At 45.3% G+C, this 15484-nt stretch carries 15 protein-coding genes; 8 read left to right on the forward strand and 7 right to left on the reverse strand.

Translation table 11 applies throughout. The features are described 5' to 3' along the window. Nucleotide 1: 1 nt before the first annotated feature. From JaK3_RS10940 to dacB, 6 genes are all read left to right on the forward strand, one after another. Nucleotides 2-799 carry a TniQ family protein gene (locus JaK3_RS10940; protein ID WP_082786329.1) on the forward strand — a complete coding sequence of 266 codons (798 nt, stop codon included), beginning with the start codon at nucleotides 2-4 and terminating at the stop codon, nucleotides 797-799. Between the two features lie 395 nt (nucleotides 800-1194). Then, the gene (locus JaK3_RS00070; RefSeq protein ID WP_068319417.1) at nucleotides 1195-2037 is read left to right on the forward strand and encodes a diguanylate phosphodiesterase; all 843 of its coding nucleotides are present in this window, start codon (nucleotides 1195-1197) and stop codon (nucleotides 2035-2037) included. Further along, a complete protein-coding gene (locus JaK3_RS00075; RefSeq protein ID WP_068319419.1) occupies nucleotides 2037-2660 on the forward strand; it encodes a response regulator transcription factor in 624 nt (207 codons plus the stop codon). The genes JaK3_RS00070 and JaK3_RS00075 overlap by 1 nt, the downstream gene beginning before the upstream one ends. A 6-nt stretch (nucleotides 2661-2666) precedes the next feature. Next, nucleotides 2667-4226, forward strand: coding sequence for an ATP-binding protein (locus JaK3_RS10785; RefSeq protein WP_205627469.1), 1560 nt, complete (start codon nucleotides 2667-2669; stop codon nucleotides 4224-4226). 37 nt (nucleotides 4227-4263) lie between these two features. Beyond that, the gene (locus JaK3_RS10790; protein WP_205627470.1) at nucleotides 4264-5097 is read left to right on the forward strand and encodes a response regulator; all 834 of its coding nucleotides are present in this window, start codon (nucleotides 4264-4266) and stop codon (nucleotides 5095-5097) included. 48 nt (nucleotides 5098-5145) lie between these two features. Continuing rightward, nucleotides 5146-6675 carry a D-alanyl-D-alanine carboxypeptidase/D-alanyl-D-alanine endopeptidase gene (dacB, locus tag JaK3_RS00085; protein ID WP_068319421.1) on the forward strand — a complete coding sequence of 510 codons (1530 nt, stop codon included), beginning with the start codon at nucleotides 5146-5148 and terminating at the stop codon, nucleotides 6673-6675. On the opposite strand, the gene JaK3_RS00090 is transcribed toward dacB, so the two are convergent. From JaK3_RS00090 to JaK3_RS00120, 7 genes are all read right to left on the reverse strand, one after another. Beyond that, nucleotides 6621-7712, reverse strand: a complete 1092-nt coding sequence (locus JaK3_RS00090; RefSeq protein WP_068319423.1) for an L-threonylcarbamoyladenylate synthase — start codon at nucleotides 7710-7712, stop codon at nucleotides 6621-6623. The two genes, dacB and JaK3_RS00090, sit on opposite strands and share 55 nt — an antisense overlap. 2 nt (nucleotides 7713-7714) lie before the next feature. After that, a complete protein-coding gene (locus tag JaK3_RS00095) occupies nucleotides 7715-8899 on the reverse strand; it encodes a 5-(carboxyamino)imidazole ribonucleotide synthase (RefSeq protein ID WP_068319429.1) in 1185 nt (394 codons plus the stop codon). A gap of 4 nt (nucleotides 8900-8903) precedes the next feature. Then, nucleotides 8904-9398, reverse strand: a complete 495-nt coding sequence (gene purE / locus JaK3_RS00100; protein WP_068319431.1) for a 5-(carboxyamino)imidazole ribonucleotide mutase — start codon at nucleotides 9396-9398, stop codon at nucleotides 8904-8906. A gap of 51 nt (nucleotides 9399-9449) precedes the next feature. Continuing rightward, complete coding sequence (locus tag JaK3_RS00105; RefSeq protein WP_068319433.1) at nucleotides 9450-10349, reverse strand: phosphoribosylaminoimidazolesuccinocarboxamide synthase; 900 nt, start codon at nucleotides 10347-10349, stop codon at nucleotides 9450-9452. Between the two features lie 7 nt (nucleotides 10350-10356). Then, on the reverse strand, nucleotides 10357-11421 hold the full coding sequence (fba, locus tag JaK3_RS00110) for a class II fructose-bisphosphate aldolase (RefSeq protein ID WP_068319434.1): 1065 nt from the start codon (nucleotides 11419-11421) through the stop codon (nucleotides 10357-10359). A gap of 61 nt (nucleotides 11422-11482) precedes the next feature. Continuing rightward, nucleotides 11483-12919, reverse strand: coding sequence for a pyruvate kinase (gene pyk, locus JaK3_RS00115; protein ID WP_068319436.1), 1437 nt, complete (start codon nucleotides 12917-12919; stop codon nucleotides 11483-11485). A gap of 2 nt (nucleotides 12920-12921) precedes the next feature. Further along, complete coding sequence (locus JaK3_RS00120; protein ID WP_068319438.1) at nucleotides 12922-14133, reverse strand: phosphoglycerate kinase; 1212 nt, start codon at nucleotides 14131-14133, stop codon at nucleotides 12922-12924. A 208-nt stretch (nucleotides 14134-14341) separates the two neighbouring features. On the opposite strand from JaK3_RS00120, the gene JaK3_RS00125 reads away from it, so the two are divergent. Together JaK3_RS00125 and JaK3_RS00130 are read left to right on the forward strand one after the other, a co-directional pair. Beyond that, complete coding sequence (locus JaK3_RS00125; protein WP_068319439.1) at nucleotides 14342-15265, forward strand: branched-chain amino acid transaminase; 924 nt, start codon at nucleotides 14342-14344, stop codon at nucleotides 15263-15265. A gap of 22 nt (nucleotides 15266-15287) precedes the next feature. Continuing rightward, nucleotides 15288-15476, forward strand: a complete 189-nt coding sequence (locus JaK3_RS00130; RefSeq protein WP_068319441.1) for a zinc-finger domain-containing protein — start codon at nucleotides 15288-15290, stop codon at nucleotides 15474-15476. Nucleotides 15477-15484: the final 8 nt, after the last annotated feature.

Raw genomic sequence — 15484 nt, forward strand, 5'->3', positions numbered from 1 at the left:
AATGGCAAAAATATCATCTGATTCACCCACTTTACTTTGGCTTCCATCCCCTCTTGAGGAAGAAGTGGCTAGCTCCTGGTTTGCAAGGATACGGCATGAACACCGCTTACCACAACATGCATTGTTCGAGGCTTTCGCAATCTTAAAGCCTGTTGATCTTGATGTATCTAACCTCCCTCTATTTTTTAAAAAGATAACTCATGGAATAGATGTGGATAAGAATAGCCTCTCAAAAATGGCAACTCAATTTATCTCCAATAGAAATAATAGGAAATTAAATTTTATTTTTAATCGAGACAATAAGTTTCAACCGTTTATCTCGTTCTGCCCTGACTGCTTGGCTGAGTCAGTGCCATATTGGAGATATTCATGGCGCCTAAAGTTTTATAGGGTCTGCCATGTTCATGGTCGACCAATGAGATTTCGTTGTCAACATTGCAATGGAAGGCAAACCTGTAACTCAACCAATTTAAAGATACCTGCAACGTTACGAAAAGTTGCTTTGAGGTTCTGCTGTCATTGCTCAGAATCACTATCAGATGAAAAGCCAATTAGGGCACATAAACCAGAAGTAATTGAAAGGCACCTTCTTATCTGGAACTTTCTCTGGGTGATACTTACTCGATCAAGCCTCTCAGACTACTTTACCCGCAAAAATATTCACTCTTCAATCCCTCATCTTCTAGACATATTCCTTGAAGACAACGGGGATACTCATATTGCCGAATATAGACTACTGAGGTTTTCACTAAATAATCTTGCCGCTCAAACGATATCCAGCCCAAACGATTACTCTTAAATTAGTCCTGCGCTTTTATTGCAATCTATAACTGTTGCACATACAACAAAAAGAGTAGCCAATGGTTTCGTGTGATTCAGATTCTTAGACCTAATTATTTGGCCGCCACAACTCAAGAACCACCGCATATCCAATTTATTTTTTAAATTAAATGAGCTTTTAAGTTATTTTTTTATATTGAACGACCATATTTATTTAAAAATAGTGGTATATATTTTTATAAGTCATTGATAAATAAACGTTTTATTTTCAACAATCACTTATCCCCTACATTTGACCTCTTTTTATAATGGGGACAGGCTGGTAGGGCGATTCCTACAGATAAATCAGCCTAAAGCCCTTACCGCTCCAATCCGTCCTGCCTAGACTGAACAGTCACCGATTGGAGAATGCTGATGAGCCCGAAATCCCGGCTGTACACGCTTGTAAAGGCATGGAAGAACAAACCCTTCCACGAAGTACGAGACGCCTGTGGCGACCCCTGGCTTGGCCTTAGTAGCCAAGCTCTCGAAGAACACCAATCCTGGTCTAAGCGACAAGCGATTAGCCATGAACCCATTTTTAACCGCAAGGGAACAAAACTGACAGGATCCTTATTTAGACCATTGCTCGTCGCATCAGATATGCAACTACTGCGCCTCTTTATGGAGGGTCTAGATACCGTTTCGTACTGGTATCGCAGCGGTCGCTTTATTCCTGGAATCTTGCCAATGCCAACCCATGCCCTAGCCTCAAGTAGCTATGTAGATGCAATGAGTGAATTGATTTTGAACTCACGTCTACCAGTTGGCTTAGTAGCGATTGGCATTCAATCCGTCCCAGACTCTGCCACTGTTGATGCTTGTAAAGAAGGCTTGCTTCGTTTACGAAGATTGGGCGTCTTGCTGCATTGCTTAAATTTCTGCGGCAGTGCTGAAGAGTTGCATTGGATCACTGATATGCAATTAGAAGGCGTGCACATTGATATGAGCACACTTCGTGAGCACAATCTAGCCAGTGATGCGCTATCCCAGTTAAGACAATCACCATATTCACCCACACAAATTTATGCGGCCAACATTGGCTTAGTACAAGATTTAAAAAATGCATCAACTCTCATTGCAGATCATGCATATGGGGGACTAATGATGGCGCCGGTCAGTCGCCATCAAATGCTTCAAATAAACGATAGCCGTATCGCTAAAGCCATTTTTTCGCTGCACCCTCATCAACACCCAAACCAAAACGGAGACAAGTAATGAGAAAACGCGTGATGTTGGTAGATGACCATCCAGCAATGCTGATGGCTCTTAAAAGTATGTTGCAAGACCAGTTGTTATTTGAGATTGCAGGGCAAGCTCAAAATGGAGAGGAGTGCCTCAGGTCAATGAAAGAAGTAAATCCCAATATGGTCATTCTAGATTTAGATATGCCCAAGACCGATGGGTTTGATGTGATCCGCCGTATCGGCCTCATGTACCCCGATGTGCGCATACTGGTTCTCTCAAGTATGGATGAAGCTGTCTATGGCGGGAGAGTGCGCTCATTAGGTGGCCATGGCTTTGTCAATAAAACAGCAGGGGCGGATGTCATTTTGGCTGCCTGCGTAGCTATATCTCAAGGATATAACTTTTTCACTCATGGCAAAAATGGTAATAGCTCATTAAGCGATAACGATAAGCTTGCATTGATTTCGGATCGCGAGCTACAGGTCATGAAATATCTGGGCAAAGGCAACACCAATCAACAGATATCTGACATGTTACATATCAGTAATAAGACAGTTGCCACTTACAAGACCAGGGTCTTTGACAAACTCGGGATTAATAATATTGCTGACCTGATCTTGTTCTGCCGCATGAACAACATCATCGAAAGCTAAAGCAATATGCGTCGATCCATTACTCGCATTGCTTTTATCCTATTCAATGGGGTCATAAGCAATTCTTATGCCACTTTGCTGAGCCCAGGCGAGCAAAGATGGGTCGATGCCCATCCTGTAGTCCGTTTTAGCATTCATGAAAAGTACGCGCCTTATCTAGAATTAAATGGGAATGGTGAGGCCGGCGTTTTTCATAGCATCTTGAGCAAGCTTAGTGATTTTACTAAGCAGGAATTTCTGCCTAAATGGCGCAAGAGCGATCAAGAAGGATTGCAACAACTCGCTAGCGGGGAAGTCGACTTCATTATTGATCCACCAACTCTAGATGATGAATACCTAAGGTTTGGCTCCCTATCAGAAGCAATTTTTTGGGGTCATGATGCAATTCTGACAAAGCGCTCAGAAAGAAATGCGCCCATCGAACCAATCAATATTGCCTACTTCGATCGTGGTTATGAAAATCCCCCATCTCCAGCCCATCCGCAATCCAGGCTTTCTAGTCACACCGAAAAATTAATCTTTGATCTACTCAAAAATGATATTGAAGCACTAGTCTTACCAGTGCGCCTTGCGCAACAAATCATTCAGAAAGTGAACGGCCAGAAATTGCAATTAAATGGCTTATATAGCAGAGAGCCATTTGAATACCGCTGGCTAATTGCCCATCAGAGCGAGGCTTTGCATGCTGTTCTTGGTGGCTTTCTGGATAACTTAGACCCCATGGAATCACGTAATATATTTGCCCTTCATACAAACGAGGCATGGGGATACAGCAGCAAGTCTAATAACCCGCAACTTAACTGGATTTCAGCGTTGGCAGCGTTGCTGGGCGGAACCTTGTTACTTTGGTACATAAAAAGAAAAAATCAACTACATACTCATCAAACTGAGAGACTCATGAATTCTAAAGAGCTTGCCGAAAAAGCGAATGCTGCGAAGTCTTCATTTCTGGCTACGATGAGCCATGAAATTCGTACCCCAATGAATGCTATCTTGGGAGTGCAGGAGCTGTTGCTAAAAAGCCCACTCCCGAATAATGAAAAAACATTACTCAAAAGTGCCCACTCATCAGCAGAGTCGCTACTAGGAATCCTTAATCAAGTTTTAGATCTTTCCAAAATTGAAGCGGGTAAGCTCACTCTCAATTTAGAGCCTTGCTGCCTCATTACCCTCATCGACGATATCGATTCCGCATTTTCAACCGTTGCTCAAATCCAAAATCTCACACTTCACACCACTAAAGACCCTCGGATTGCCCAAGTGTTGATGATTGATGCACTCCGACTGCGGCAAATCCTACAAAACCTCATTAGTAATGCCATCAAATTTACTGAGCATGGAGAGATTTATTTCTCTATTAGCGTTTTGGCAGATGACCATGCGGGACAGTTGATTGAGTTTCGAGTCATCGATACTGGCGTAGGCATGGAATCCGAAAATATTGAGCTAGCTCTACAAGCATTCGAACAAATTCCGGGTACGAGCGAGCAGCACAAGGGAACTGGTCTTGGACTCACCATTACTAATCACCTAGTTACCTCAATGGGCAGTCAACTATATTTTTGATAGCGCCCCAGGGTTTGGTAGCAATATTCATTTTTGCGTGGCATTTCCTCGCACTAGCATTGCTGCGCCTGAACAAGCGCCGACTAATGGCAAGGCGCCACAGTCAAGAAAGCTAGTGTCTAAAGGTCACAACAAATCAAATCGCACCTTACGAGCCCTAGTAGTTGAAGACCACCCAGCTAGCAGACAAATTATTTCCTTGCAACTAGAGGCACTGGGAATTGAAGTGGCAGTTTGCGATAACGCGCATACCGCTCTAGATTTGATTACCCAGACCAATTTCGATCTCTTATTAACCGATCAATCCATTCCAGGAATGCAGGGCTCAGAACTGGCTAAGCGAATTCGAGATCTAGGACATCGCGATCTCATCATCATTGGTGTCACCGCAGATATTTATGCGCTGGATTCACGCCACCAGTTTTTTGCTGCCGGTATGAATGGCGTTCTCATCAAACCACTCAGTCTCATGACCCTAGAAAACGAATTGACTCGCTATTTCTCGACTCAGGAAGTGACTGAAAAAATCATCTCGGAAGTTGGCGCCGATGAATATTCATTTGATGCATTTGCAGGCCTGCTAAGAGATAACCCAAATCATATTTTGGTGGTATTAGATGAAATCAAGAAAGTCCATGATGAGACTCTTGAGATACTAGAAAGCAATCAATGTGATGAGGACACCTTCAGCAGCCTGATTCATAAGGTAAAAGGTGGCGCCCAACTACTCAGCGCTAAGGCATTTATTCAGGCCTGTTCTGAGCTTGAGGAAAAGGGCAATTTGAGGCACAGGATCTGCGCGTTTATTCAATTATTGGTACAGGAAAATCAAGTTATTGCCCGCTACAAATCGAAATACATAGAACCCTAAATATTGAAGTTCACCCCCTTCCAATAAGGTGGGTTTATCCTATGAGGAATGCGCTCATATTTTCTTCGTTACTCGACTTTAATAGCGGCCCTCTTTTGGCTTGTCAGCCTCAGCGCCGCCGCTAATAATGCTGCTGTACTGGATATACCTAAATCGGTAACTAGCAGTCTTGAACGCAATCAAATACCCAAAGATGCCATCAGCATCTCGGTAATAGAGATTGAGCCTGGGCGCCCGGGAAAGCATGTTGCCAAAAATATATTGGGTTGGCGTCCTGAGGTAGTCATGAACCCCGCCTCAACAATGAAGCTGCTAACCACTTTGAGCGGTTTGGATATTTTGGGGCCGCAATATCGTTGGCGCACCAATATTTATACCGACGGCATTATTCGTCAGGGAGTCTTGAAGGGTAATTTGTATTTACAAGGCACAGGCGATCCAAAACTCATCCCTGAAGAGCTCGCCAAGATGATGAAAGAACTACAGAATCTTGGTATTCAAAAAATTGACGGTAATTTATTTTTTGATCGCAGTGCCTATGCTCCGAGCGTAATGGAACATAACACGATTGATGGCGAATCTTTACGTGCTTATAACGTACCGCCCGATCCATTGTTATATGCTTTTCGTACTCTTTCCTTTCAATTGGGTAAGTCACGAACTGCCGACTTTATTGACATCAGCTATACACCAGCACTATCGCAACTGAAGGTATCGAATCAAATGCAGCTGGTAGATCGTCCTTGCGATAACTGGAAAAGCAATATTGGATTTAAATTAGACCCAGAAGAAATCGGCAATACCGATCAAGCCTTAACGGCCCAGTTCTCAGGAGCTTTTCCAAGCTCTTGTAAGGGGGTGAACTTCAATATCGTTGCTTTGGATGCTAATACCTTCTTAACCCAAGGCTTTGCAGCTGCTTGGGAATTGGCTGGTGGCACTTGGGCCAAACCGCCTATTGGCAAGGATGGCAGCGTTCCGCTTGCGGCTCGTCTCTTGCTGCAATTTGAGGGTATCAAGCTAGCCGATGATGTTTTGGACATTAACAAATACTCTAACAATGTCATGGCGCGGCAAGTTCTATTAACGCTTGCTTTAGAAAAAATGGGTAAACCCGCAACGACTGCTAATGGTGATTTAGTAATTCAGAGTTGGCTCAAGCAAAACGGTTTGAATTTTACGGACCTGGTTATTGAAAATGGATCTGGGCTATCTCGCAATGAGGCCATCTCTGCAGAGCAAATGAATCAACTTCTCTTAACCGCTCGCAACCTTCCCGTAGCAGAAGTGTTCTACAACAGCCTTCCGATAGCGGGAACTGATGGCACCATGCGCAATCGTTTGTTAGGTCAACTTCGTAAGTTTTTACATCTTAAGAAAAAGCCTGAGGCCAGAATTAAAACTGGCTCACTAGCAGAGGTGCGCGCAATATCAGGTTACGTTTTGAGTAAATCAGGAAAGATGTACGCCGTGACTTCCTTCATTAACCACCCCAATGCCTGGAGAGGTCTTGAAGCGCACGATCAATTGCTGACGTGGCTACTAGAGGATGGTCCAGAACCAAAGCACGCCCGCTGAAGCCTGTCTCTCACGCCATCCCACTCCTCACCTGCTGGTGGCTCAGGAAACAAAATAAGATCCCAGCCTTGCTGATCCAAATCTCGCAAGGAACGATATAGGCGACTAGCAAATGCAGCGCTATCACTTGGTACTTCGACTTCCTCAAAGTGAGCAGATGGGTGACCGTCGTCACCCAAGCAAGAATCCGAATCCCAAACAGCTACTGCAACCCGAGATTTAATATCTGGAAATTCACTTAAGGCATCTAAGACGCGCCCTGGAGCATACAAACGCAAAGGCGTAGTTGGGGCGTAATGAGCCTTGAGACTTCCAGATACTTTAGGAAGATCTTCTGTCAATTCATTTGCTTTTACATCACCGGGCAAATACACCTTGACACCTGTCTTAGCAAAAATCTCGCTTGGTGTAATAGCACCCGGCCTGAGAAGTATCGCTTTATCACCTGAGGACAAATCAATAATGGTTGACTCGATTCCCACTTCACAATCGCCTCCATCCAAGATCATCAAATCGAGCATGCCTTCAAATTCATGACGAACATCTGAAGCGCTGGTCGGTGAAACCTTGCCGAAACGATTGGCTGATGGCGCTACAACGCCACCTTTAAATTTACGCAATAGCTCTTGAGCAATAGGATGTGACGGCGCACGAATCGCTACCGTATCTTGACCGCCAGTCAAATCCGTCAATACGCTTTTATCTTTCTTGAAGACCAGCGTTAGCGGCCCTGGCCAAAATGCATTGATTAGCTTTAAGGCCTCTTCCGATACATCTCTTGCCCAATTAGCCAGTATCGGCACCCAATCCACTTGAGCCTGATCAAACCTATCTGGTGCGGCAAGGTGAACAATTAATGGATGGTTCGAAGGACGACCCTTGGCAGTAAAGATCTTCTTAATGGCTTCAGCATTTTTAGCATCTGCGCCCAACCCATAAACGGTCTCGGTCGGAAAGGCGACTAAACCACCATCACGCAATGTTTGTACTGCTTCGTTAATTACTGCAGAAGATTGCAGGCTACTGTCGCTGGACATTTCTAGGGCTCGATGCCTAATTCAGTAGCAACGGCTGCACAGTTTTGGCGCGCTTCATTGAGAGCTTCGCCCAGGCAATTGATGTGACCCATTTTTCTACCCATGCGCGGTTCGGACTTTCCATACAAATGCAATTTAGCATCAGGATGACCTAGCACTTGATTCCAAGCAGGTTCTTTTGGTTGATCTTCGCTACCTTCAAACCAAAGATCACCCAATAAGTTCAGCATTGATACTGGCGCTAACTGACGCGTATCACCTAAAGGCAGACGAGCCATTGCTCTTACTTGCTGCTCAAATTGACTGCTAACACAAGCATCCATGGTGTAGTGGCCGGAGTTATGTGGGCGAGGAGCGATTTCATTAGCGACGATATCGCCATTCTTAAGAACAAAGAACTCCACGCAAAGTACGCCTACGTAATCAATCTTTCGTATGAGTGCCTTTGCCGCTTCTACAATTTTTTTCTCTTGTGCTGGCTTTAGGGATGGCGCTGGCACAGTAGAGGTGTGCAAAATACCATCGCGGTGAATATTTTGTGAAACTGGATAAGCAACCACGGCATCATCGTATCCGCGCACTACTAAGGCAGATACTTCAAAATCTAAATCCATGCGCTTTTCTAATACACAAGGAACTTTGCTTAATTCCGCCCAGGCTGCCGGCAAATCCGCAGCCGTGTAAACAGTAATTTGACCTTTACCGTCATAACCCATACGAGCTGTCTTCAATATTCCAGGAAACAAGTCGGCTGGAATATGAGCAATATCAGCATCATGCTCAACAACGGCGTATGGTGCTGGACCAATATTGGTTTCTGATTTCCAGGTAGCTAGAAATTTTTTCTCAGCCACCCTGTTCTGCGCCAAAGAGACGCAGCTACTACGTGGCGCAACAAATACGCCAAGAGCCTCCAACTCATCCAATGCCTGCGCAGGGACATTCTCAAACTCAGTACTTACTGATGGGCAGAGAGCGGCCATCTCTTTTAAGGCAGCTGAGTTTGTGTAGTCAGCTTGAATAAACTTTTCGGCTATAGAGCCTGCGGGACTATCAGAGCCAGGATCTAAAACGCAAACCTTATAGCCCATAGCTTGTGCAGCCTGGGTAAACATGCGCCCCAATTGACCGCCACCTAAAATTCCTAAATACGAACCCGGCAAAATGGGTTCCATACGATCTGCCATGTAATTAATATCCCGGCAAATTCATTGAACGTGCAGTATCGGACTGCTTCGCACGGAAATCTTCTAAACGCTTAGCTAAATCCGCATCATGTAAAGCTAAACCAGCAATAACGTGCAAGGCGGCATTGGCTGCACCAGCTTCACCAATTGCAAAAGTGGCAACCGGAATGCCTTTCGGCATCTGCACGATTGAATACAAAGAATCTTCGCCACGTAAATATTTGCTCGCTACTGGCACACCATAAACGGGAACAATTGTTTTGGAAGCGAGCATGCCTGGCAAATGCGCCGCACCCCCGGCACCAGCAATAATGGCTTGCAAGCCATTGGCTTGTGCTTTTTCAGCATACTGGAACATATCGTCTGGCATGCGGTGTGCGGAGAGCACTTTAGCTTCATGAGGGATGCCAAATTGCTCAAGCATTTGAGCGGCGTGCTGCATGGTGTCCCAATCTGAGTTGGACCCCATTACTATTCCGACAATTGGCTTCTTGCTCATTTACCTCTCCAAATACCTTCAATTTTTCCCAAGGATCTCATTATCCCCGAGTTAACCTTGCTCAGTAAGCCTGGTTAAGGCTTCGCGATACTTTTGCGCAGTCTTTTCAATGACATCAGCCGGCAATTGCGGTGCAGGGGCTGTTTTAGGCCACAACTTGCCGTCCACCATTGCAGTTTCTAGCCAATCTCGGACAAACTGCTTGTCGTACGAAGGTGGGTTGGAGCCTACATAGTAGGTCTCAGCCGGCCAGAATCTGGAAGAATCAGCAGTCAGAATCTCATCCATTAACACTAATTGATTGTTAGCATCTAAACCAAACTCAAACTTGGTATCAGCAATGATGATGCCGCGAGTAGCTGCGTACTCAGAAGCTTCTTTATACAAACGAACACTTACTTCGCGAATTTGATTGGCTAATTTTTCACCAATGAGTTCAACTACTTTTTCAAATGAAATATTTTCATCGTGCTCACCGACTTCAGCTTTAGCTGCTGGAGTAAAAATGGGCTCAGGTAATTTTTGAGCATTTTCTAAACCGGCTGGCAATGCAATTCCGCACACCTTGCCGGTTTCCTTGTAGTCTTTCCAACCACTACCAGCCAAATAGCCACGCACCACTGCCTCAACCAAAATGGGTTTCAAGCGTTTAGCTACAACAGCACGACCTTTAACTTGGCTTACTTCATCTGCAGCTACAACAGTAGCTGGGTCAATGCCAGTTAAATGATTAGGAATAACAGAGGCCAACTTATCAAACCAAAAATTTGCCATTTGATTCAGAACCACACCCTTCTCAGGTATAGGCTCGCCCATCACCACATCAAAAGCGGAGAGGCGATCAGTCGTAATCATTAATAACTTGTCATCATCTAGCGCATATACATCGCGTACCTTGCCTTTAGAAAGCAAAGGCAATGACTTAATAGAGGTTGCGTACAAAGCGGCCATATTTAAATCACTTCACAATTTGAGTTAATTTGCCGCTCTTATATAGCTCAGCCATCTTCTCTAAAGAGATCGGCTTAATTTTGGATGCTTGACCAGCAGAACCAAAGGCCTGGAAGCGTGCAATACAGACTTTCTTAGCGGCTTCACGGGCTGGCTTCAAATAATCACGCGGATCAAACTTAGATGGGTTCTCAATAAAGTAACGGCGGATTGCACCAGTCATTGCCAAACGAATATCCGTATCAATGTTGATCTTACGAACACCATTCTTAATGCCCTCTTGAATCTCTTCAACAGGAACACCGTAGGTTTCTTTCATGTCACCACCAAACTCACGAATCTCAGCAAGCAACTCTTGCGGAACACTAGAGGAGCCGTGCATCACCAAATGAGTATTCGGAATACGCGCATGAATTTCTTTAATACGATCGATTGCCAAAATATCGCCTGTAGGCTTTTTGCTGAACTTGTATGCGCCATGGCTGGTGCCAATCGCAATTGCCAAAGCATCGCACTGAGTTGCCTTCACAAAATCTGCTGCTTGTTCAACGTCAGTCAACAACTGTTCACGAGTCATTTTGCCGTCAGCGCCATGGCCATCTTCTTTGTCGCCCTGCATTGTCTCGAGTGAGCCCAATACACCCAACTCTGCCTCGACAGTAACTCCAATGGAGTGTGAGAACTTCACCACCTCTTTGGAGACGTCTACGTTGTATTCATAGCTAGCAACTGTTTTGCCATCAGCCTCTAATGAGCCATCCATCATCACGCTCGTAAAGCCACTCTTAATGGCTGCCATACAAACTGCCGGGCTTTGGCCGTGGTCTTGGTGCATTACTACAGGAATATGTGGATAGGCCTCAACTGCGGCAGAAATCAAGTGGCGCAAGAACGCTTCACCTGCGTATTTACGTGCGCCTGCAGATGCTTGCATGATGACTGGAGAATCAGCCTCATGTGCCGCTTCCATAATCGCTGTCACTTGCTCTAAGTTGTTGACGTTAAATGCTGGTAGGCCATAACCATTTTCAGCAGCGTGATCCAAGAGTTGTCTTAAAGATACTAAAGCCATGATGTTCTCTTAATAAATAGTAATTAGGTTTAAAAATAAATCGTTTAGTTAAAGATGCGAATTACTTCACATGAATAATTTTGAGGGTATTGGTTCCACCAGGCTCGCCCATTGGCTCACCAGAGGTCAGCACAACGGTATCGCCCTTTTTGACCGCGCCCACCTTTTTCAGACATGCCTCTACTTCTTGCAATGCAGTGTCACGATCCTTGGTGTAGTCCAAACCAATTGGGGTGACATTGCGATATGTACTTAATGCACGCTGTGTAGCAATCTTGGAGGTCAACGCAAAAATAGGCACATGAATATTGTGACGACTCATCCAGATCGCTGTTGATCCTGAATCAGTCAAAGCTGCAATGGCGTTCGCATTTAAATGATGGGCTGTGAAAAGGGCTCCAAGAGCAATTGTTTGATCAATGCGGGTGAAGGTTTGATCCAAAAAGTCGGTATCGAGTTTCACACGATCTGACTTCTCTGCTTCTACACAAATTTCAGCCATTGCTTTAATGGTCTGCACTGGATACATGCCTGCAGCTGATTCAGCAGATAACATTACCGCATCAGTACCATCCAACACTGCATTCGCAACGTCGCTTACCTCTGCGCGCGTTGGAACTGGAGCATTAATCATGGACTCCATCATCTGCGTAGCTGTAATCGTAAATTTATCCGCCTCACGCGCCCAAGCAATCATGCGTTTTTGCAGGGCAGGCACAGCAGCATTACCGACTTCAATAGCCAAGTCACCGCGCGCAACCATAATTCCGTCGCTCTCAGCAATAATGCTTTTGAGTGCTTCTGGCTCAATGGCTTCTGCACGCTCCACCTTTGCAATCGTTCTGACCTTACCAACACCATACTTGGCGCTAGCAGCATCTGCCAGCTCACGGGCATAGGCCATATCAGCACCATCTTTTGGAAAACTAATTGCCAAGAAATCTACGCCCATTGCGATAGCTGCGTCTAAGTCAGCGATATCTTTTTCAGTCAGAGCAGGAGCGGTTAAACCACCGCCAGCACGATTGATACCCTTATTGTTTGAGAGCGGTCCACCTTGTTCAACAACGGTAAAAATCTCTCCGCCTTGAACACTCTCAACGGTAAGAACAACTAAGCCGTCGTTCAATAAAAGGCGATCACCTGGCTTTACATCACCCGGTAATTCTTTGTAGTCAAGACCAACTTTGGTTTGATCACCAAGCTCACAAGCTACATCGAGAGTAAATTTGTCACCCTCTTTGAGCAAAATTTTATTTTCTACAAACTTTCCAACACGGATTTTTGGGCCTTGTAAGTCAGCCATGATGCCAACTTCTTTGCCAGCTTCTGCAGAGATGGTTCGCACTAAATCATGGCGCGCTTTATGGTCTGCAACAGTACCATGAGAGAAATTCATCCGCACCACATCGACTCCGGCACGAATCATGTCACGCAACACTTCAGGCTTTTCTGAGGCAGGCCCTAGGGTTGCAATGATCTTTGTTGCTCTCAACATATTTAGTCTTTCGCTCTTTCAGCAAGTACTGCAAAGGCTGGCAAGGTTTTGCCTTCAAGGAACTCCAAGAAGGCACCACCGCCAGTAGAGATGTAATCCACTTGATTCTCAATACCGTACTTCGCGATAGCTGCCAAAGTATCGCCACCGCCAGCAATAGAGAAAGCTGGTGAATGTGCGATAGCTGCTGCCAACATTTTGGTGCCACCACCAAACTGATCAATTTCAAAAACGCCTAATGGGCCATTCCAAACAATCGTGCCAGCATGAGCAAGCATGATTGATAAACGCGCTGCAGTCTTTGGGCCAATGTCCAAAATCATGTCATCTTCTGCAACTTGATCTGCAGGCACGCGGTTTGCACGGGCCAATGGAGAAAGTTCATTTGCGACAACAACGTCTTCCGGAATGGGAACGTGAGCGCCACGCTTTTCCATGATCTCCATGATTTCTCTGGCCTCATCAACCAAATCAGGTTCAGCAAGAGATTTACCAATAGGTAAGCCTTTGGCCAACATGAAGGTATTAGCGATACCACCACCAACAATTAACTCATCAACTTTTTCTGATAAAGCCTTAAGGATAGTGAGCTTAGAAGAAACCTTGGAGCCCGCTACGATTGCCACTAAAGGACGTTTCGGACTTGCTAATGCACGACTTAAGGCATCTAACTCAGCAGCCATCAAAGGGCCAGCGCAAGCTATAGGAGCAAACTTCGCCACACCATGAGTAGTTGCTTCAGCGCGATGAGCAGTTCCAAATGCATCATTTACGTAAACATCACACAATGCCGCAATCTTTTTTGCCAATTCGTCGTTGTTCTTTTTTTCACCAACATTCAGACGACAGTTCTCTAGTAATACCAGCTCACCTGGATTTACCTCAAAGCCGCCATTCACCCAATCGCTGATCAAAGGAACTTTGCGATTCAGCAGACTCGCAATTCGGTCAGCAACAGGAGCCAAACTATCTTCCGGTTTAAATTCACCTTCGGTTGGGCGACCTAAATGAGAAGTCACCATGACTGCTGCCCCAGCATCCAAACACATCTGTACAGCAGGCATTGATGCCCGAATTCGAGTGTCTTCAGTAATATTTCCAGCCTCATCCTGGGGGACATTCAGATCGGCACGGATAAGAACCCGCTTACCCTTTAATTGACCTGATTGGGCTAATTCGCTTAAACGCTTAACTTTAAATAAGGATTCCGGCATGAGTTTGGGTAAATTTGTGGTTTATGGGGAATGCTCCATTCTAAAGGCTCCGACCCATTTACCCTAAGGATCCAAGCCGACAGACTGCCCTGCCTGCTCTACAATAAGGACTTAAATGCATTCTGGGCTGAAAGACCAATATCTACCGGCCTGATGCCTTACTAAAACCGCTTTTATAGATACTTAATAGACACAAAAGGTAAAGAAAATGTCGATGTCCGACCGCGATGGCTTTATTTGGACTGATGGGAAGCTAATTCCTTGGCGCGAGGCCAATGTTCACGTGTTAACACACAGCCTACACTACGGAATGGGCGTATTTGAGGGCATTAGAGCCTACAAAACCCCCCAGGGAACAGCCATTTTCCGCCTTCCAGAGCACGTAAAACGCCTGTTTAACGGAACTAAGATCTTCCAAATGAACATGCCTTATAGCCCCGAAGAGGTCACCAAGGGCATTATCGATACGGTAAATAGCAACAAGCTAGAAGCCTGCTATATCCGCCCGATCATCTTTATTGGCTCCCAAAAGCTGGGAATCTCCCCAAAAGGGAACAGCATTCATACCTCAATCGCCGCCTGGGAATGGGGCGCCTATTTGGGTGAAGATGGCCTAAACAAGGGTATTCGCGTCAAAACTTCCTCTTTTACCCGCCACTTTGTTAATTCCTCCCTAGTGCGCGCCAAGGCCTCTGGCTACTACATCAACTCCATTTTAGCTAACCAAGAAGTGACTGCCAATGGATATGACGAAGCTTTATTGCTCGATACCGAAGGTTATGTTTCTGAAGGCTCTGGCGAAAACCTCTTTATGGTTCGCAATGGCATCGTATACACACCAGACTTAGCCTCTTGTTTGGATGGCATCACACGTGATTCCATTATTCAGATCGCTAAAGACCTCGGCTACGAAGTTCGTGAAAAACGCATCACTCGCGACGAAGTTTATTCTGCTGACGAAGCATTCTTCACCGGCACTGCTGCTGAAGTAACTCCAATTCGTGAACTAGACGATCGCACTATTGGTGATGGCAAACGTGGTCCGATCACTGAAAAAATTCAGAAGACGTATTTCGATGCGGTTTACGGCAGAGACGATAAATACAAATCTTGGCTCACCTACGTAAAGTAACTTCAGTAATTAGGAACAGCATATGACTCAAGCTCAAGTTGTGATGGTGAATGGCAAAGACTTGCCGTTACATTGCCCTACCAATAAAACACCTGCATGGAACTCACATCCACGCGTTTTCTTAGACATTACTAAAACCGGTGAAGCGAAGTGTCCTTATTGCGGCGCAGAGTACAAGCTCATTCCCGGCACTGAGCCACACGGTCACTAAGCCTTATC

The organism is Polynucleobacter yangtzensis, assembly GCF_001595965.1.
GTDB lineage: Bacteria > Pseudomonadota > Gammaproteobacteria > Burkholderiales > Burkholderiaceae > Polynucleobacter > Polynucleobacter yangtzensis.

Bases quoted from the DNA above. Each gene is read 5' to 3' on its own strand.
- JaK3_RS10940 (WP_082786329.1), top strand. From the start codon at position 2: ATGGCAAAAATATCATCTGATTCACCCACTTTACTTTGGCTTCCATCC.
- JaK3_RS00070 (WP_068319417.1), top strand. From the start codon at position 1,195: ATGAGCCCGAAATCCCGGCTGTACACGCTTGTAAAGGCATGGAAGAAC.
- JaK3_RS00075 (WP_068319419.1), top strand. From the start codon at position 2,037: ATGAGAAAACGCGTGATGTTGGTAGATGACCATCCAGCAATGCTGATG.
- JaK3_RS10785 (WP_205627469.1), top strand. From the start codon at position 2,667: ATGCGTCGATCCATTACTCGCATTGCTTTTATCCTATTCAATGGGGTC.
- dacB (WP_068319421.1), top strand. From the start codon at position 5,146: ATGCGCTCATATTTTCTTCGTTACTCGACTTTAATAGCGGCCCTCTTT.
- JaK3_RS00090 (WP_068319423.1), bottom strand. From the start codon at position 7,712: ATGTCCAGCGACAGTAGCCTGCAATCTTCTGCAGTAATTAACGAAGCA.
- JaK3_RS00095 (WP_068319429.1), bottom strand. From the start codon at position 8,899: ATGGCAGATCGTATGGAACCCATTTTGCCGGGTTCGTATTTAGGAATT.
- purE (WP_068319431.1), bottom strand. From the start codon at position 9,398: ATGAGCAAGAAGCCAATTGTCGGAATAGTAATGGGGTCCAACTCAGAT.
- JaK3_RS00105 (WP_068319433.1), bottom strand. From the start codon at position 10,349: ATGGCCGCTTTGTACGCAACCTCTATTAAGTCATTGCCTTTGCTTTCT.
- fba (WP_068319434.1), bottom strand. From the start codon at position 11,421: ATGGCTTTAGTATCTTTAAGACAACTCTTGGATCACGCTGCTGAAAAT.
- pyk (WP_068319436.1), bottom strand. From the start codon at position 12,919: ATGTTGAGAGCAACAAAGATCATTGCAACCCTAGGGCCTGCCTCAGAA.
- JaK3_RS00120 (WP_068319438.1), bottom strand. From the start codon at position 14,133: ATGCCGGAATCCTTATTTAAAGTTAAGCGTTTAAGCGAATTAGCCCAA.
- JaK3_RS00125 (WP_068319439.1), top strand. From the start codon at position 14,342: ATGTCGATGTCCGACCGCGATGGCTTTATTTGGACTGATGGGAAGCTA.
- JaK3_RS00130 (WP_068319441.1), top strand. From the start codon at position 15,288: ATGACTCAAGCTCAAGTTGTGATGGTGAATGGCAAAGACTTGCCGTTA.